This is a genomic window from Rhodothermaceae bacterium (assembly GCA_009838195.1).
Classification (GTDB): Bacteria; Bacteroidota; Rhodothermia; order Rhodothermales; family Bin80; genus Bin80.
In genome coordinates this window covers 88,527-108,051 of record VXSC01000018.1, presented here as the reverse complement: position 1 = coordinate 108,051, position 19,525 = coordinate 88,527, and the positions used below count along the sequence as shown (strand labels likewise).

Below are 19,525 nucleotides of genomic sequence, written 5' to 3'. Positions count from 1 at the left end.
GTGGCCCGACGGTTGCAACCATTCCAGACGGACCCAAGCCCTACTCTTTTACCCCACAGAATACGTACCCGCGGTTTTCCTGCCGAGGCCGAGCTAGTTTGTTTTCAGTTTTTTCCCATCCCACCTGACCATCTTCTCTTTTTCAATCGAAGCATTGATCATATGTGCACATGCAGCGGCGTGATGCCCTACCTCTGCATCTTCCTTCGTTGCACTACCATTGCGAATCGCGTCAAGCCATTCTCGAATATGTACATGCATGGAAGATTCGCCCTCTGGATAATAGACTTCCTCGCCAGCAAGTGTCGCTTGGGGGCGACTCGAAGGCATTTCTTCATGGCGAGTTGCAGGGTCTGCAATGTACGCATCTGCCAAGGCCTTCGGCCAACTTTCGGTGATCCAGCCATTGCTCTCATTGACCCGCTCGGGAATAAAGCGTAGCCCACCTCCAAACACCAGGGCCCCCTCAGTTCCCAGAATCCGCATACCACCCGAATTGCCTCCCTGATTATTGAACGTCCCACTGAGATTCACCATAAAGCCATCAGGATACTTCAGTGATGCATTGATCGTATCCGGCACGTCCCGGGAGTGGATCCACCGGTACAAATCCCCCATGGCCATCACGCTTTCCGGAATTTTGGCATCCATCACATAGTTGATGGTAGTACACGTATGAACGTACAGATCAGTAGACAAACCACCCGAATAATCTTTGTAGCATCGCCACCGAAAGAATCGTTCAGGACTATACGGCCGCTTGGGAGCAGAGCCGAGGAATAAGTCCCAGTCTACCGTCTCAGGGGAAGCATCCGGGGGAATTGGGTAAATCCATGCACCGGAAGCAGTATTGCGATTGGTGCTTGCACGGATCATCGTGACCTGTCCTAGCTTACCTTCCTTGATCATCTTACGTGCCTTTTGAACAAGCACACCGTTTGGTCCGGGACTACCCACCTGTACAGCAAGATTATTTCTCCTCTGAGCCTCAATAATGCCCGCCCCTTCTTCTATGGAGTAGGTCATAGGCTTCTCAATATATGCATGCTTGCCTGCGTTCAACGAGTCAACCGAATGCTGGTAATGCCAGTGATCAGGACTGGAAATCACAACCGCATCAATGTCATCCCGAGCGATGATCTCTCTGTAATCGGCCATGGTTTTGGCCGTGCCATTCGTGCGCCTCTTCATGCGCTCCAAGCGGCCGGTGTAGGCGTCGCAAGCGGCTACGATCTCAACCTCAGGAAATGCTTTGAGAGACTCAACCAGTCCATGCGCTCTGGCACCCGCACCAATCATACCGACGGTAATTCGGTCACTTGGGGGAACAAAAGATGGTCGGGCTCCCATCGCGAGCCCGGCTGTGCCAATTGCACTGGAACGCATAAAATCTCGTCTGGAAACTAAAAAACGCTGAGCCATGGTTGATAAGGGATAAGGTTACAAGATTGGAGTTAAGACAAGGTTTCGGTATAGGACACGGCCGTGATCACCTTGAAGATAAATGGGACCCGGTGCAGCTTCGTCTGCGGTCATCGCCCCGCCCGTTACCCCGAGAACTGGCTGATTGTCAATAATCGTGGTGCCATTTAAAATGACCGTAAGATGACGCTGATAGAGCGTAATATCCATAGACTGCCATTCGCCCGCAGCCTTTTCCACGGTGGCCGCCGGCTGAATTCTACTGTAGAGTGCACCCATATGATGGCTGTCTGCATCCATCCCATAGGTGTCTGCCACTTGGACTTCATAAATCCCCCGAAGATAGACGCCGCTATTGCTGCCTTCGGGAACGTTTACCTCCAGTGTGAGGCGAAAATCTTCAAAGGTTGCATCCGTGCGAAGATTTCCGTAACGGATATACTCACCGTTTCCGGGCTGCACCGGATCATTGACTAGCATACCATCCTCCGCCTTAAAACCATTCACCTGCTCATCATTGATCAGGCTCCACCCAGTGAGATCCGTGCCGTTGAACAGCTTAATCGGATCGCCATAGGTTGCTTGTGATAGATCCGGTGCGGGCGGTAATTCCGGGATTCGCTCCGCCTCGAATTCGATGATTCGACTGCCGATCCCAGAATGGTTCGGGAATTTAGCCTTGCCCACCAAACGATCCCCCTCAGGCCGCAGTGTGAGCGTGTTTGTAAAGATGAGATTTCGCTGGCTCCCATCCGCCATGTCTCTCTTAACTGTTTGTGTCCTTGTCACAGTCAATTGATCACCGGTAATGTTTGCACTGGCTACTGGAAGAACGCTGCCCCCATACCAAAGTAGCGACGCATCTACATTGCCCTGGTCATGGGTAACCTCAAGCCAACCCGCTCCCCCGGGTAAATGTAGTGTCCAACGCCCCTCAAAGGAAGCAATATTGTCCTGTGCGTTGGCTGAAAGTGTAAATAGAGCGAAGGATATTACAAGTAGGAATCTTGATGACATAAGAGTATCTCTGAGTTAGTGCGGATAGAATATAGTGAGAATGAAGCATACCGTTATTCGACTCGCCGCTCAATGGGGGTTTGAGGACCCGTGAGTATCATGCGCCCCCATGTAGCATCATCATCTCCAGTCCCATAAATCATAAAATGCCCCCCATATGGTCCGCCGTCTGGATCACAGTGTACGATTTCCAGCCCGTAGATATCTCCAACGTTTGGGGGACTCCAGCGTGAGTCACTTACCCCCAATGTAGATGCCATCTCAACCCGCGCCTCCAATACAAAATCTGCCTCTCCCGTCCCCCAGGGATTAAACTCAAAGGCATACGACACGGCCTCTGCAGGGATCGGTTCTTCCACGTACCGGTCCGTTGCTGTTCCATGGCGCCACCAAGCTGTATAGTCCGGCCGCGTCGCATCTGCAACAAAGCAAAATGCGTTGTCCCCATGCCCAAAATATTCTGGAGCCTCATCTCGGGGAGCTTCAACAAAAAAGCAAATGCTGTCCCGCAAATACCAGGCGTGCGGCTCTTGCCCTGGAGCATCCACATCGTTCACATTATCTTTGACTTCGGCTCCGAAGTACAGGTACTCCGAATCCCAGGCGACATAATAACGTGCCTGCAAGTCATCTTCAGGATGTGGCTCATTGCCATGGTCTGTAAGGCGGTTCCGCCGACCATCATCGTACCAGAATGTGTGGCGGAGGCGATAAATATCCCAGACACCGTCTGTGAACGCTAAGTCCTTCCACTCGGACAGCTGGCCATCTATTTCGGGGGCTACTTCCAGTCGGGGAACCAGAAGTTTTACTGTTTCTGTTGGGCGCGGGGCATCCTGTCCAACTGCAAAATATGCAGGAACAAGCAGGAGAAAAAGACATGCAGAATACTTGACCATGATTGACAAAAATTAGTTGTCCTAAAGTTAGCAGTTCCAAGAATACTATGCACGATCATGCGTAGTGCTCACCTTAAAAACGCGCCTCTTCGCACCAACCCCTGCAGGATCGAGCAATTGACCAGAAACCTTGGTATCGCGGACAGATCACCTCTGGGCAATGATTCCCTGTTGGTTATTGTCCTTTATTTCGCACTACGCTTCCTTGTCTTATAACTGTCGTGATTGGGCAGGTACTTGGTATGTCTCCTTATGACTTCGACCGACAAGTCATCAAAGTGACGCTCAACCAGCATGGCTGCTATGCGCGGATGGACCTTCGACAGATCACTGACAACCCAGCCAATGCCTGTCTGGATGAATCTTTCCCGCTCTTTGACCAACACAGCGATCGTTGACTTGATTAGATGGTGATATGCCTCATCACGGACAACTGACCTGAAAGGTACAATTGACGCGCGTCGATTCCACAAATTAGTTTCCTCACGCCAACCGGCAATACGCTCGGCAACTTCCTGACCATGACGAACTATCGCCGGTCCAAGAACGCGCACACAAAACCAGTCCGTGGTGGACCAATCAAAAAATGCACCACAACAGAACAAATCTTCAATTTTCGTTAGTAAGCTGTCGGCCTCTACCTTTTTGTGTAGATATTTCTGAATGTACAAGGTACCCGCGAACTTGTCTTCGGCATGTTCCTGCTTGATCAATGACACTGCAAGATCCAACTCTTCTTCTTCTGAGAGTTGCTGCAAGCGATGAAGCTTTCTCCATTCTGCCACAATCTTGGCAACCTGGGGCGTCTTAACACCGCGATAACGAACGGCGTGCTTCAGATAGTTCTCAAACCATTGCTTGGTCTGCGTGTCAGCTGCATCATCCAGCCGTCGCTGCAAATCGGAAATCCACTCGGGTGCATCGGAATTACTCATTTCGGCACCTCTTCCATGTCATCTTCAGATGATGGCAAGTCACCCCCATGGCAGGAATAACATCCTTCAACTCACCATAACGGGTCAAAATCGAAGATAGCCTCCCAATTGGAATAGGGTAATTGGATCGTCGGATACATTTCCAAAATGAACAGAGACACGCGCTCCATAACGACCACCAAGTAACAGACTCGCCCCGAAAGTCGAAGACACATCCCCTCCATCATACTCAAGTCCACTCCTTAATTCCGGTCGTACAATCCAACCAGAACGGCCTAGTCGAACAGAGGCTCCGATCCGATTTGCTGAGCCTGCGAGATCCTGACAACGGTAGTTTTCCACCATGCCATAAAGTGATACCGGACCTGCTACTTTCCCGTCGACGCGTACGTATTGTCCAGGACAGGCATCCCCACTCCCACCAACAAGCCCTGCTTCGATCATGAATCGTCCGGGCGATTCCTGAGCCAATAGCTGCGCGGGAGCACCCAGAAAACAAATCAGCAGCAGTTTCCAAATTTCAACTTTCATTTAAACGCAAGTTTATTGTAGCTTCGAGACTCACATTATTTCCAAGCCTAAAGTTAGCTGTTCCAAGAATTATATACACCGTCACTCATACTCCCACTTGAGTATCCATGGATCACCGGTCCTTTGCTGATGAGTCCGCAGCCGGGCTTGAAAATCTTCCAGTATGACCTGATAGTTAGAATCACCGGCGAGGTTCTGGACCTCGTGTGGATCCTGCTCAAGGTCGTATAACTCAAACTTTGGGCGATGCAGGTAATCCTGTATCGGACGTTTCCCGTAGTGTGACCTCGCGCGCGCAAGCGTACCCTGCCAGGTTTCTGATGCCTGAAGGTCCGTGGCGAATGGATACGGGAGGCCGTGCGCGATATTCCAGATCAGCTTGTAGCGGCGCCCCCGAACCACTCGCATCGGATAGTACATCGTGACCTCATGGAAGGTATGAGAGGCAAATACTTCGTCCCAGCCCTCAGAAGAACTTTGCACCATTACGTCTTTGAAACTGCGCCCGTGAAAGGCGGGGACTTCTGTTCCCATACCTGCCAAGTCCAATAGCGTCGGAGTCAAATCCGCCCATGTGATCATCGCATCACAAATCCCTGGCGAAATATCCGGCCTTCGAATCACACATGGCAGACGCATCCCTGGCTCGTACAAAGTTGTCTTTGCCCCCGGAAATGCAATCCCGTTATCCGAAATAAATACCACAATCGTCTGGTCCCACACCTTCGATTGCTGCAGGAGCTCAATCAATCTCGATAAACCGCGATCTGCCCGCTGAACCGACATGTAGTAGCGCGCAAGTTCTGCCCGGGTTTCGGGGATATCTGGCAAGTAGTCAGGCACAAGTACTTCCTCCGGGGATACGGGATCACTCCCGTCCCGCACGAAGGGGCGGTGAGGCTCATTCGTGCAGAAATACAGAAAAAAAGGGCGGGAATCATTCTGATCAAAAACAGGTGCACAAGCCTCGGCACGTTCCAGGGGAGAAGAGCCCTCCGGCACAATTTCATCTTCAAACACATAGACGGATGGTGGCGCCACATGATACTTGCCAGTTCTTATTGTCCGGTATCCCGCACGCTGAAGAAGCACTGGAAGAGATTGTACATGGTCGAAGGTCTTAAAGTGGTGGAAATCATGCATATGACCATATTGGCCATTGGCATGGTTATGGAGACCCGTCAGAATGACGGATCGGCTGGCACTGCATGATGCCGTGGTGCAGAAGCCGTGTGTGAACCGCGTACCGTGCTGCGCCAACAGGTCAAGACCCGGGGTCTTAATCACGGGGTTTCCATAGCAGCCGGCATCGCTGGTTCCCAAGTCGTCTACGACAACCATCACGATGTTAGGCCGATTACGTGGTTGAAACCGTCCTGTAAGTATCGCAGTGGCAGACATCGTCTGAAGAAATGATCTCCGTGTGAGCTGTTCGCTATGCATTGTTTTTATGATTTATGAGTTATGATTGATTTCTCCAGAATAGCACGTAACTACAATTCCGTAACTTGCAAACAAAATTTTACCTGTCCCTCATGACGCCGAAGCTTCTTTCCCACACTCGAGTCGCCATCATTTTCGTCCTTGCAGTGCTCTGCGTACAGTGCGGATCCTATTCACCAGGACCACTGCAGCCCCTTGCTCCAGGGAATCACATTGTGCTCATCGGGAATAATTTGTGCTCACGCATGATGAACTTTGGATACTTTGAGACAGAATTGCATCAGCGGTTTCCAGAGCATAAGTTAACCATTCGCAACATGTGTGATGGAGGCAATACACCGGGGTTTCGGCCACATCCTGGACGGGTTCCTCCATGGGCCTTTCCGGGAGCGGACAGCTTCTACACGGAACTGGCCCAGCCTTCAAACAGCCAGGGACACTTCGAAACGCCAGACGAGTGGTTGACACGGTTGCAAGCGGACATCATTGTGGCTTTTTTCGGCTTCAATGAATCCTTCGCAGGCCTAGAGGGAGTGACGTCCTTTGAACAGGAGATGGATGCATTTGTGCGGCATACACTCTCGCAGTCTTATAACGAAGAGGGGGCACCAGGGTTAGTCCTGATTTCGCCGATCGCATTTGAAGACTTGTCGTACCAGATGGATGTCCCCGACGGGACACAGGAAAATATCCATCTATCGGCCTACACGGAAGCGATTCAGCGCGTCGCGCAGCGATACGAGTTGCCATTTGCAGATGTCTTTTCGACCTCTAAAGGTTGGTATCGGCGTACACTGGAACCCCTCACAATTGACGGTTCCCAGCTTAATGAAGAAGGATATACCTTGCTTGCATCGAGTATCGTAGATCAAGTATTTGGAGGTAGTCGTGTACTTGACAGTCAAGCAGGCTCCCGTCTATTGGCCGCCGTCAGAGATAAGAATTGGCACTGGCATAATGATTACAAGATCCCTAATGGCGTGCATGTATATGGGCGGCGATTCGAGCCTTTCGGTCCAGACAATTATCCTGCAGAGTTGAAAAAGATTCGCCAGATGACCGCGATCCGGGACACAGCAATTTGGCAGACCGCAGCCGGAACCTTCATGGATATCGCTGCAGCCGATGCAAGAACACACGAACTTCCCGAGGTCGAGACCAATTACGTACCAAATGAGAAGAACGGCCCTCTCTCCTATCTCTATGGCGACGATGCCTTGGCGACCCTCACGACTGCGCCGGGGTACGAGGTGGAATTGTTTGCATCTGAAACACAGTTCACAGATCTGGCAAACCCTGTCCAGATGTCTTTTGATAATCAGGGGCGTCTATGGGTCGCGGTCATGCCCACCTACCCTCACTGGAAGCCGGGAGATCCGCACCCCAACGATAAGCTGTTGATTTTTGAAGACACCGATCAGGATGGCAAGGCGGACCGGCAGATCACTTGGGCGGACAGTTTACACATTCCTGTTGGCTTCGAATTTGCCCCGGAAGGGGTCTATGTAAGTCAGGGGACAAACCTCGTACTCCTGTCAGATACCGATGGAGATGATTATGCGGATACTCGGCAAGTCGTCCTGAGCGGCTTTGATGACCACGATACCCATCATGTGATCAGCGCATTTACCACAGATCCATCTGGAGCAATCTACATGGGAGAAGGTGTCTTTTTGCATACCAATGTAGAGACCTCTTACGGGCCGGTTCGCGCGACGAACGGCGGATTTATTCGCTTTAACCCTCAGCGGCGCCACCTTGAGCGAACTGCGCAGTTGTCTATCCCGAATCCATGGGGGATTGCTTTTGACAAATGGGGACAACCGTTTTTCGCTGAGACCTCCGGCCCCGATGTGCGCTGGATGCTGCCCGGAACGGTCAAACCGCGTTATGGTGTGGCTACACATAAATCTTACAACCTGATTGAAGATGCACACCGTGTACGGCCAACCTCAGGCTTGGAATTCGTGTCAAGTCGCCACTTCCCAGATGAGGTTCAGGGAGATCTGCTGATCAACAACACGATCGGATTCCTAGGAATGAAGCAGCATACGATGATTGATGATGGGACCGGGTATGTGAGCACGCATCGCCAAGACCTGATCCAAAGCAGTGACGGAAACTTTCGCCCCGTGGACATGGAGTTTGCTCCCGATGGATCCCTGTATTTCCTTGACTGGCACAATGTGCTGATCGGCCATATGCAGCACAATGCGCGTGATCCCTTGCGTGACCATGTGCATGGCCGCATTTATCGGATTACCTATCCCGCCCGACCACTTGTCGAACCTGCCAAGGTACATGACGCAAGTATTGAAGAGCTTTTCGAGAACCTAACCCTTCCAGAGTACCGTACCCGATATCGTACTCGTCGGGAGCTGCGCGGCCGTGATCCCTCTGAGGTACTGGCGATCCTGGATGTTTGGATCGCAGGACTAGACTCCAACAGCGAAAATTACGAGCTTTACCTACTGGAGGCGTTGTGGGTGAGCTGGGGATTGAACCAGGTGAATACAGATCTTCTGGAGCAACTGCTTGGTGCAAAGGATTTTCGGGTTCGTGCAGCGGCTGTCCGGGTGCTTCGGTACAACCCGCAACTTCAGAGGCAGACTGATCTGCTTACAGAAGCGGCAATGGATCCACATGGTCGTGTGCGCACGGAGGCTATGGCAGCAGCTTCCTGGCTAAACCCAGAAGACGGGTTGCCAGTTGTTGAACAGGCAAGTCAGGACAATCTCGACAAATGGAACATGAATGTGTCCGTGACGGCCCTGGCTCACCTGAAAGGCCAACGTGTCCCAGTGGATCAACCGGAGGAAGAAACACCAGACCTGAGCGCCGCAGATTTGGCACTTTACACGCTAGGTAAAGAGATCTATGCGCGAGATGGCTATTGCAGCACCTGCCACCGACCTGACGGAAAGGGGCTGCCTGCATCTGGCTTCCCTCCGCTGGCCGAAACTGATTGGGTCTTGGGCGACTCCGAACGGCTGATCAAGCTTACGCTCGATGGACTCATGGGGCCAATTACCGTCCTTGGGCAGGATTACCCGGGGCAAGTTCCGATGACACCATTCCGAAACTTGCTCAGTGATGATGAGGTCGCCGCTGTCTTAACCTATATCCGCAATACGTTCGGTAACCAAGCATCCGCAATCCACCCAAACCAAGTGAAAGCCGTGCGGGCCAGCACTGCAAATAGACAAGGGTACTATACAGCAGAAGAACTGCTTGGCGGCCAATAAATGATCATACCCATATGACGAAATTCGCCGGTTTGATTTTCCTGAATCTTGCGATACTTTTGGCAGGATGTGTCTCACCGGATCCTGCACCACGCCCCAACGTCATTCTAGTGATCACAGACGATCAGGGCTATGGGGATATCGGTGCGCATGGAAATACAGCAATCCACACCCCCGTACTTGATCGCTTGCACAATGAGAGTGTGCGCCTGACGGATTTTCATGTAGACCCGACATGCTCCCCGACACGCGCGGCGCTCCTGACCGGACGATACTCCACTCGTACAGGGGTATGGCACACCATCATGGGGCGATCGCTCATGGCTCCTGAGGAGGTTACACTGGCCGAACTGTTCGCCGAGGTGGGTTACCGAACAGGAATGGTCGGCAAATGGCACTTGGGAGACAATTACCCGCTCCGCCCACAGGATCAAGGGTTCCAGGAAGCGTTTTATCACCCAGCGGGCGGGGTTGGGCAGGGACCTGATTACTTCGGAAATGACTATTTCGATGACACCTACGTGCGCAACGGGGTCCTGGAAGAAACTACAGGATATGTAACCGATGTCTGGTTTGATGATGCACTCCGTTTCATTGGCGAGCATCAGCATGAGCCGTTCTTTTTGTACTTGGCAACGAATGCCCCACATGGCCCGTATTTCGTGGAAGAAACGTATGCAGCACCATACCGTGAGGCAGGGTTCGGTGATATCATGGCACGGTTCAGCGGTATGATCACCAATATTGACGACAATATGGGGCGACTTCTGGCAGAGTTGGATTCGCTTGGATTGAGCGAAAACACGATCTTTATCTTCATGACAGATAATGGTTCAGCAGAAGGGTGGGCAAATTGGCGTGAAGAGGAAGGGAGCTGGGAAGGGTTCAATGCGGGTATGCGGCAGGGAAAAGGTTCTGAGTATGACGGAGGGCATCGCGTGCCCTTCTTTTTACGATGGCCAGCGGCCGGCTACACGGGATCCAAAGAGGTGGATGCCCTAACGGCACACATTGATGTCCTGCCCACACTGGCCGAGCTCTGTGATCTGCCTTTGCCTGCAGACTTGGATGGTATGAGCCTAGTGCCAGTGCTGAACGGGAGTGAGCCGGACGCACGTACACTTTTTGTGCATTCACAGCGCGTTCCCTACCCTATCAAATGGCGCAAGTCTGCTGTGATGACGGAGCGCTGGCGACTGGTGAACCAGAATGAGCTGTACGATATCCAGAACGATCCTGAGCAGATGACCAATCTTGTAGATCAGTTCCCTGACGTGGCCCAAGAATTGCGTACTGCATATGAAGGATGGTGGGATCACCTTGAACCTACCTTCGACCGTTACGTCCGGATCGGTCTTGGAGCTGATGCAGAGAATCCGCTAACTCTGAATCCACATGACTGGCATGTAACCAACCAGTCTGAGTCCGTGTGGAATCATCGACAAGTCCAGAACGGCATGATCGGCAACGGCTACTGGGCAGTGGACGTGCTCCAACCCGGCAACTACACGTTCGAATTGCGTAGATGGCCCAATTATATGGACGAGCCCATGGAGAGGATAGCAGCGCGCATACGAGTCGGCGATCAGCAGAAACGGATACCACTTACCCCAGAACAGAATTCAGCAACCTTTGAGTTCGTACTCAATGCAGGCCCCACTACTGTGCAGACTTGGCTGATCCAGCCGGATGGAGAGGAACATGGTGCCTACTTTGTTTATGTGAGACGCGAATGACACGAGAACAGGTTAAGTCGGACGCCATATGCTAAGCGTCGATATTATTATCGTCCTCGCGATCGTCCTGATTGCGGTCATCCTTTTCGTTACAGAATGGGTGCGCTACGACGGCGTGGCACTCATCGTCCTACTCGCACTGGCCATCAGTGGTGTGATCCCTATGTCACGCGCTATTGAAGGATTTGCGAATCCAGCTGTCGTCACCATTGCAGCAGTACTTGTGCTAAGTGGAGGGTTGTACCGTACAGGCATTGCAAACCTCCTCGGTGCCCAGGTGATGCGCTTTGCCGGAGCTTCCCCGGTACGTCTCACTGCGGTTATGATGCTCACTGCCGGGCTTATGTCCGGCGTGATGAATAATATTGCGGCCACCGCACTTTTGCTGCCGGTGGTGCTGGATATCGCCCGTCGCCTCGGGATGCGCCCTTCCAGGCTCCTGATCCCGCTCGCCTTTGCCTCGCTCTTGGGAGGGATGACCACGCTCATTGGGACCGGCCCAAATATCCTCCTTTCAACCATTCTTGAACGCACAGGTCAGGGCGAATTCGGGCTTTTTTCCTTCACTCCGGTGGGTACAGCCGCACTTGTCTTAGGTGTTCTTTACATGATCCTCGTTGGACGCCACTTCCTCCCGGACCGACGTAGCAATAGTGACCGGTCAATGGCGGAAGTTGATCTGCGGGACCGCTATGCTTTGGACGATGCGATATTCTGTTTGCGGATACCTGAGCTCTCGGCTCTTGATGGCCGGAGTCTAGTGCAGACACAGCTTGGACGTGCCCTGGGAGTCAATCTACTCGCTGTCCAGCGGAATGGGCATCTCCTTCGGGCCCCGAAGCCGGAGTTTGTGCTGCGGGCCGAAGATACGCTCGTCTTCAAGGGCTCCCCTGATGCGATGGATGATTTACGGTCGTGGGGACAACTAGAGAGCGGGGCAGAGCCGGAAGATCTTCTGGGACCCCTCGTCAAGGAGACCGCCGCCTTCGTGCAGGTGGAAATCGCATCCACCTCCATCATCGCCGGAAGTACGGTACGGGAGTTGGATTTTCGCAATCGCTTCCAAGCTCAAATCGTGGCCATCAAGCGCGGGAAAAAGGTCCGCAGTACTTTTCTCCAGGAAATTCGACTAAAAGCAGGAGACACCCTGCTATTGATGGGGTGGCAGGAATTACTGGAGCGCCTCCCCTTCGCAGACGAGTTCGCCGCAATTACCTGGATGGACCTTGATGTCGCCATACGGGAGTACGATCTCCACTGCTGTCTGACACAACTCGAAATACCGGAAGGTTCTGGATTGCACGGACGCACACTATCCTCTACCCGTCTTGGCTATGCTTTCGGCCTCACGGTCCTTGAGATCCAGCGCAGCGATGAATCAGATGGTGGGAATCTCTTCCTTCCGGGTGCCTCCGACTTCCTGAGATCCGGGGACCGGCTCACCGTGCAGGGAGGCCCAGAGTCCTATGCAGTGTTCCAGGCCCTCCAATCACTCCAGACCCATGAAGTTGATGGTCCTTCCATGGTAACGGAATTGGAATCCGAAGAGGCAGGGTTTGCAGAGGTCACACTCGCTCCCACTTCGAAGAATATCGTGGGCAGGTCACTGAGCGAGATTTTCTTTCGGGATTCTTATGGCCTAACCACCCTTGCGATCTGGCGCGGTGGAGAGACCATTCACTCTGATATCCATCTCAGTGAAACTCCGCTGCAGTTCGGAGATGCTCTCCTGGTCTACGGCCGACGGGAAAAGATTCAGTTACTGGGGAAAGACTTGCGCTTTCTGGTACTCACGGCCGAGCTCAGTGAGGTATTCCGGACGCGCCGAGCGCCGGTTGCGGGGGCGATTATGCTTGGGGTCATCCTCTCTGCCTCGTTCAACCTCCTTCCGGTGTACATCGCTGCACTTCTCGGAGCACTCCTCATGGCGTTCACCGGTTGCCTGAGGGCGAATGAAGTGTACAAACTCATCGAGTGGCGCGTCGTTGTCCTGCTCGGTGGAATGTTGGCACTTGGACTGGCGATGGAGGAATCGGGCGCTGCCGAACTTCTAGCACGCGAGGTTATCGGGCGGGCCGCAGAAGCTGGCCCCCGGTTCCTGATCGGAAGCCTCTTTCTCCTTTGTGCCTTCGCCGCACAATTCGTACCCACTTCGGCCGTGGCAGTCCTCGTGGCTCCGATCGCACTGAGTACTGCCTTGGAACTGGATATCTCCGCCCAGGCACTACTTATGGTTGTGGCCGTGGGTTCATCGTGTGCGTTCCTAACCCCCTTCGGCCACCCCGTGAACCTCCTTGTTATGAGTGTAGGGGGGTACAAAGTGACCGACTACACACGCACTGGAGCACCTCTCTTTGTCCTGCTGCTTCTCCTTGTTGTCTTCTTTTTGCCTGTGGTCTGGCCACTATGATACCCGACCATCTGCTGCATTTGTGTCAAGGCTGGTGTACACCACGGTCATAAGAGAGACGGTGCGTCATGCGCTCCCCTGTGAAAGGTTTAAGTGTCACCGCTAAAGTAAAGTATCTGTCGTGCGCAACACCATGCCCCAAAATCATCGCAAAATCCATCCTCTTCGACCGCAATCAAAAGCCTCTGCTCGAATCAGCAGAATAAACCGGGGAGATACTAATACGTCGATCTGAGCTTGGGGGAATCCTCAATTTCCTCTCAATGCTTCAAGAAACCCCTCATAGGCTGGCTTGGGTTGATACTCTGCATCGAAAAGCAGGCCCCATTCCGGATTGCCCCAAAAATCAATTAACCAGCTCTCTGGGTCCCGCAGCCCCCACCAGGTAATGGCAAACTGGTTTTGTTCAGGCAGATCCATAAAGGCAGCTACAATCTCGTTCACACGCTTCTTCTGAAGCTGGCTCCGCTCATCCGTAAGCACAGACAGGTCCCCCTGAGGATTGACACGGACATCCATTTCTGAGATGTGAATCTTGAGGCCCCGTTGAACGACAGCGTCCATGACCGCAACAATATTGCTAAGAGGGGGATGCGTATAGGTGATGTGCATCTGGAGTCCAACACCGTCAATAGGGATGCCTCGGGCTTGAAGGTCATCCACCATGGCCAACATGGACTCGAGTTTGGCCGTATCCCAAATCGTACCATAGTCGTTGTAGAACAGCAGGACATCCGGGTCGGCCTCTCTGGTATACTGGAACAGGCGGGCAATATAATCCGGCCCCATCCGACGGCGGAACACTGAATTCCGCAATTCACCCGATCCATCCTCAAACGCCTCGTTAATCACATCCCAACTTACAACATCATCCTGGTAGCGTTGGACGACCGTGGTGATATAGTCTTTTACCGCGTCTTCAAACTCCATGTCGGTTCCGCTGAAGTTTTCCAGCCAAGATGGTGTCGACTGATGCCATACCAGTGCGTGCCCATGAATCTGCATATCGTGTTCATTGGCAAAGGCAACCAACTGATCTGCATGTGTCCAGATGTAGCTTCCTGAAGCACTGGTCAGGTGCCTCATCTTCATCTCATACTCAGCAGTCACACTATTGAAAACGGTGCGGACAACCCCTGAATGGGGGCCAGAACCTAATCGACTCGACTGAATTGCAACGCCCACCGGGAAGGGGGCCACAGAGCGTAATGCAGTGTACGGTTCAGGATCCTCAGGATTTTCTGTAACCGCGTTTTCGCTGCAACCAACCGTTAAGATTGCCCAAAGAAAGATGAATAAAAATCTAGGATCCATAGTGCGCTCTCAGAGTACAGAAAAAACCCAACGCTCTCTACCCTAATTTAAGGCAATTGGATTAGCTTATGTTCATGGAGGGTTCACTGGCCTACCATCGTGTTGCTTGCATCATCTTCGGATTGGGGGTCTCACTGCTGGGATGCTCAAAGTCGGATCCGTCATTGCCGGACCAGGTAGATTTCAACTACCATATTCGACCCATCCTCTCCAACTCCTGTTATGTTTGTCATGGCCCTGACATCAGCACTAGGGAAGCTGACCTTCGCCTTGACACCTACGCTGGAGCAACCGCCAAGCGCCCTGGCGGGCGGGCGATTGTCCCGGGGAACGCAAAACGCAGTCTACTCATTCATCGCGTTCAGGAAGATGATCCCGAGCAGCGGATGCCACCTCCACAGATCAACAAGGTGCTCACCGAGCACGAGATTGCACTCATCTCCAAATGGATTGATCAGGGAGCACAGTACAAGACCCACTGGGCACTGATCCCACCACAGAAATCAGAAGGTCCGCGTTCCATTGATGATCTGTTGCAGGAACGAATTGCAGCAAAAGGGATCACACCCGCAAACCCGGCATCCCGAGCCAGTTTGATTCGACGCGCTTCTTACGTGCTGACCGGACTTCCCCCCTCACCCGATGCCGTTCGGGCATTTGAGCAGGATGAATCACCCAATGCCTATGCACGGGTTGTGGACAGTCTGCTCGCTTCTGCTGCATACGGAGAACGCTGGGCACGCCACTGGATGGACCTCGTCAGATACTCGGAATCGAAAGGGCACGAATTCGATTTCACGATTCAGGGAGCGTGGCAATACCGTGACTACCTCATCCGAGCATTCAACGAAGACGTCCCCTATGACCAGTTCGTTTTGGAGCATCTTGCCGGGGATGTTCTCGAGCAACCTAGGCGTAACCCTGACGACGGGTTCAATGAGTCGGTGATTGGGACGGCATATTTTGCACTTGGGGAAGGAAAGCACAGCCCTGTTGATACGCGCATTGATGAGGCGGACCGCATTGATAATATCATTGATGTGACGACAAAAACATTTCAGGGTTTGACTGTTGCCTGTGCCCGCTGCCATGATCACAAGTTTGATCCGATTCCAACCCGCGATTACTATTCACTCTACGGCATCGTTGAGAGTGCACGCTTTACTCCTGTTCCTATCCTATCGGACGACTACCTGGAGGTCGTAGAGGATCTCGTTGATCTTAATCAAACCTTGCGTTCGGATATCGCCAGTCGGTGGCAGTCATCGCTGAGTCCAACACCAGCCATTCCGGCCAGCCGAACGGTCCCTCGCCCACCAATCCAGGACACTACGGGGGCTTGGGAGGTGTTGGGGGATTTCCGCAATGGGACGCTGAGTGGGTGGATTGCCGATGGGATCGCGTTCGATGATGCGCCTCTCTACGGCACTCCCTTCATTGAGGAAGAGCGTTTTCTCCGACTCACCGAACATGTAGCAAGCAGCCGACAGATCTCAGAGGGGCTTCCAGGTGCACTCCGCTCCCCCACCTTTACGCTCATCCATGACTCCATTACAGTCATGGCCAAGGGGTACAAATCCGCTCTGCGGCTGGTGATTGACAACTTCCAACTGATCCGTGCACCGATCCATGGAGCCCTTGATCAGGAGCTGAGCAGTGACACAATGATCCCCTACCGATTCGATGTGAGTTTATGGAAGGGCCACAAAGCCTACTTGGAGTTACTGGTCGGGACCTACGACAAAAACCGCTTTGTGACGGATCAGCATATGCTCATCGTTCACGATTCATCCTACTTTGAAATTGCCTATGCTCTGGCGCACGATGATGCCGGTATTGATCTGCCACGCCAAGAGCACAATGAAGCCGCTCTCGAACCTGCAATTAACGCCTGGGCAGAAGAAAAGGCCAGCCCAGCGCAGATTACTGCAATCAACCGAGCCCTCAAATCCGGAGAACTCCAGCGTCCTCAGATCGATGAACGGATTCGCCGGAAACAGCAAATCAAACAGCTCCTGCCCTCTGCAGAATTTTTTATCGGCATGACGGAAGGAGATCGGGTGACCAGCGCCGTCTTCGGACGCGGCAACTACAAAACTCCAGATGGCGAGCCCGTTCCGCACCGATTCCTTACCGCGCTGGATTCAACAAGCACTCCTTTTATCGAGACGTCCAGTGGGCGACTTGAGTTTGCACAGGCGATCGTAGAACCTTCGAATCCGCTGACTGCCCGCGTCATGGTAAATCGGTTATGGCATCATGCATTCGGTAGAGGGATCGTCGAAACGGTCGACAATTTTGGAGCACAGGGAAGTCTTCCGGCACATCCAGAGTTATTGGACGACTTGGCGGTGCGCTTTGTGGAGTCTGGGTGGTCCATCAAATCGATCCTCCGAGAAATTCTCCTTTCCGATGCGTTTCAGCGTTCTTCAGAGCCATCTACGGGCATCCTTGAGTTGGACCCGTCTAATCTGCTTCTATCTCACTATCCTGTGCGAAGATTGGAAGCGGAAGCAATTCGTGACGGTATTTTGGCAACATCTGGGCAGTTGAATCCTACGATGTACGGACCTCCAGTACCCATTCACTTGACTGAGTTCATGAAGGGACGCGGTCGTCCTGCTGTCAATGGTCCATTGGACGGAGACGGTCGCCGAAGTCTTTACATTGCGATCCGTCGCAATTTTCTCTCGCCCATGATGCTCTCGTTCGATATGCCAATTCCATTCTCCACGTTTGGCGCCCGTAATTCCAGCAATGTACCTGCCCAGTCTCTTACGATGCTCAACGATACATTCATTGCTGAACAAGCCAGACATTGGGGAGAGCTCCTGGTGAGACAGCCTCATGTTGACATTGAGGACAGGATTGAGCATATTTACCTAAAGGCATTTGCAAGGCTTCCGGAACTGAACGAGTTGAAGGAAGCACAGTCCTTTCTTAGTACTGAGGCGGAGGAACTCGGCTTGGGGCCGGAGGATACGATGTATTCTGTGGAGATATGGTCGGCGTATTGCCATGTGATTTTTAATCAAAAGGAATTTATCTATCTGATCTGATGAGTGGTCCACACCGGTTGACCTGCCGAATGACACGCCGAGAAATGCTGACCATGTGCCGCAACGGCTTTGGCGGTGTAGCTCTTCTAGGGCTGATGGGAAGTTCAGCTTTTGGCAATATGGTTGCGCAGGTTGCCCCATCCGAGACGAATCCGTTACATCCCAGGCCAGGGGGATTGATTCCGAAGGCACGAAGCATCATCTTCCTGTACATGGATGGAGGAGTATCGCAGGTTGACAGCTTTGACCCGAAGCCACGTCTTGCCAAGGAGAATGGCGAAAATCCGTATGACAAATTTTCGGTTGATGCCACGCAGTTCAACAGTATCGGAAAGATCTTGCAGAGCCCATGGGATTTTCGGCGCTATGGGGAGAGTGGTATTGAGGTAAGCGATCTGTTTCCCCATGTTGGCCAGTGTGTGGACGACCTTGCGGTCGTTCGATCTATGGTAGCAGACTTCCCTGAGCATACGAACGCGAATTATTTTCTTCATACGGGGATCGGAATTCAGGGCCGCCCCTCAATGGGGGCTTGGATCAATTATGGGCTTGGCAGCGAAAATCAGGATCTACCGGGATATGTGGTCCTTGATGGTGGGTTGATTCCACCCGGAGGCTTGGATAATTTCAACAGCGGATTTCTGCCTGCCGCATACCAGGGATCGATATTCAGAGCTGGTGACATGCCGCTCCCGAATATTGAGCCTCAGGAGCCGACATCTGATCTGCAACGCAGAAAACTGAATCTCATGAGTCGAACCGACAAGCATTTGCTTGGCCGTATCGGTCATTCCGATCATGTAGAGTCAGCAATAACAAATTATGAGCTAGCCTACCGGATGCAGGCCTCGGTTCCCGAATTGACGGATCTCTCCGGTGAAACGGAAGCGACAAAGAAGCTATACGGGATGGATTCACCTGATCCCAATACACGTATATATGCCACTGAGTGCCTACTTGCGAGGCGCTTGGTTGAGCGTGGTGTTCGGTTTATTGAACTTACCTGCCCCAACGTCGCTGCGGATCGATGGGATCAGCATTCAAACCTCAAGGAGGGACATGAACTGAATGCTCATGCGGTAGATCAGCCCATCGCAGGCTTAATCAGAGATCTGAAAGGTCGCGGACTGTTCGAAGATACACTCGTCATTTGGGCAGGAGAATTTGGGCGGACACCTTTCGCACAAGGCACAAACGGACGAGATCATAATCCGTCGGCATTCAGCATTTGGCTTGCTGGGGCGGGGATCAAAGGAGGCACAATATATGGAGCGACAGACGAGTATGGTTATCGGGTGATTGATAAGGAAACCACCATCCACGATCTGCATGCCACAATGCTGTATCTATTGGGCTTGGAGCATGAATATCTGACCTACCGGTTCAGCGGGCGCGATATTCGCCTCACAGACGTAGGAGGCAGAGTGATTCGGGGAATTCTGTCGTGAGATTACGGATCGATACACCCAGAAGTGTACACTACAGAGTAGGCTATACTCCTAGAATTGCAAGCA

Annotated in this window: 12 protein-coding genes; 5 read left to right on the top strand and 7 right to left on the bottom strand. The window is 52.5% G+C overall.

The genetic code is table 11. From position 1 onward, the window contains the following. Positions 1 to 93 precede the first annotated feature (93 nt). The 6 genes from F4Y64_03530 to F4Y64_03505 all read right to left on the bottom strand — a co-directional run bounded on the left by F4Y64_03530 (position 94) and on the right by F4Y64_03505 (position 6,247). Positions 94 to 1,422 carry a Gfo/Idh/MocA family oxidoreductase gene (locus tag F4Y64_03530; protein MXX96669.1) on the bottom strand — a complete coding sequence of 443 codons (1,329 nt, stop codon included), beginning with the start codon at positions 1,420 to 1,422 and terminating at the stop codon, positions 94 to 96. Between the two features lie 18 nt (positions 1,423 to 1,440). After that, complete coding sequence (locus F4Y64_03525; GenBank protein ID MXX96668.1) at positions 1,441 to 2,439, bottom strand: DUF1080 domain-containing protein; 999 nt, start codon at positions 2,437 to 2,439, stop codon at positions 1,441 to 1,443. Between the two features lie 53 nt (positions 2,440 to 2,492). After that, entirely contained in the window at positions 2,493 to 3,338 is an 846-nt protein-coding gene (locus tag F4Y64_03520) for a hypothetical protein (protein MXX96667.1), read from the bottom strand. Between the two features lie 185 nt (positions 3,339 to 3,523). Further along, positions 3,524 to 4,273, bottom strand: a complete 750-nt coding sequence (locus F4Y64_03515; protein ID MXX96666.1) for a DNA alkylation repair protein — start codon at positions 4,271 to 4,273, stop codon at positions 3,524 to 3,526. An 84-nt stretch (positions 4,274 to 4,357) separates the two neighbouring features. After that, positions 4,358 to 4,804 carry a hypothetical protein gene (locus F4Y64_03510; protein MXX96665.1) on the bottom strand — a complete coding sequence of 149 codons (447 nt, stop codon included), beginning with the start codon at positions 4,802 to 4,804 and terminating at the stop codon, positions 4,358 to 4,360. 81 nt (positions 4,805 to 4,885) lie between these two features. Then, complete coding sequence (locus F4Y64_03505; GenBank protein MXX96664.1) at positions 4,886 to 6,247, bottom strand: sulfatase; 1,362 nt, start codon at positions 6,245 to 6,247, stop codon at positions 4,886 to 4,888. Positions 6,248 to 6,339: 92 nt separating this feature from the next. On the opposite strand from F4Y64_03505, the gene F4Y64_03500 reads away from it, so the two are divergent. From F4Y64_03500 to F4Y64_03490, 3 genes are read left to right on the top strand one after another with little or no spacing between them, the layout of a single operon-like run. Next, entirely contained in the window at positions 6,340 to 9,492 is a 3,153-nt protein-coding gene (locus F4Y64_03500) for a c-type cytochrome (GenBank protein ID MXX96663.1), read from the top strand. A 14-nt stretch (positions 9,493 to 9,506) separates the two neighbouring features. Then, entirely contained in the window at positions 9,507 to 11,228 is a 1,722-nt protein-coding gene (locus F4Y64_03495) for an arylsulfatase (GenBank protein MXX96662.1), read from the top strand. Positions 11,229 to 11,256: 28 nt separating this feature from the next. Then, entirely contained in the window at positions 11,257 to 13,638 is a 2,382-nt protein-coding gene (locus tag F4Y64_03490) for a hypothetical protein (protein ID MXX96661.1), read from the top strand. Between the two features lie 249 nt (positions 13,639 to 13,887). Here the strand turns inward: F4Y64_03490 and F4Y64_03485 are convergent, their stop codons facing one another. Further along, on the bottom strand, positions 13,888 to 14,952 hold the full coding sequence (locus tag F4Y64_03485) for an endo-1,4-beta-xylanase (protein ID MXX96660.1): 1,065 nt from the start codon (positions 14,950 to 14,952) through the stop codon (positions 13,888 to 13,890). A 68-nt stretch (positions 14,953 to 15,020) separates the two neighbouring features. On the opposite strand from F4Y64_03485, the gene F4Y64_03480 reads away from it, so the two are divergent. Both F4Y64_03480 and F4Y64_03475 read left to right on the top strand, forming a co-directional pair. Next, on the top strand, positions 15,021 to 18,011 hold the full coding sequence (locus F4Y64_03480; GenBank protein MXX96659.1) for a DUF1553 domain-containing protein: 2,991 nt from the start codon (positions 15,021 to 15,023) through the stop codon (positions 18,009 to 18,011). A gap of 44 nt (positions 18,012 to 18,055) precedes the next feature. Next, positions 18,056 to 19,459 (top strand): DUF1501 domain-containing protein, encoded by a 1,404-nt coding sequence (locus tag F4Y64_03475; protein ID MXX96658.1) that lies wholly within the window; start codon positions 18,056 to 18,058, stop codon positions 19,457 to 19,459. Positions 19,460 to 19,525 lie beyond the last annotated feature (66 nt).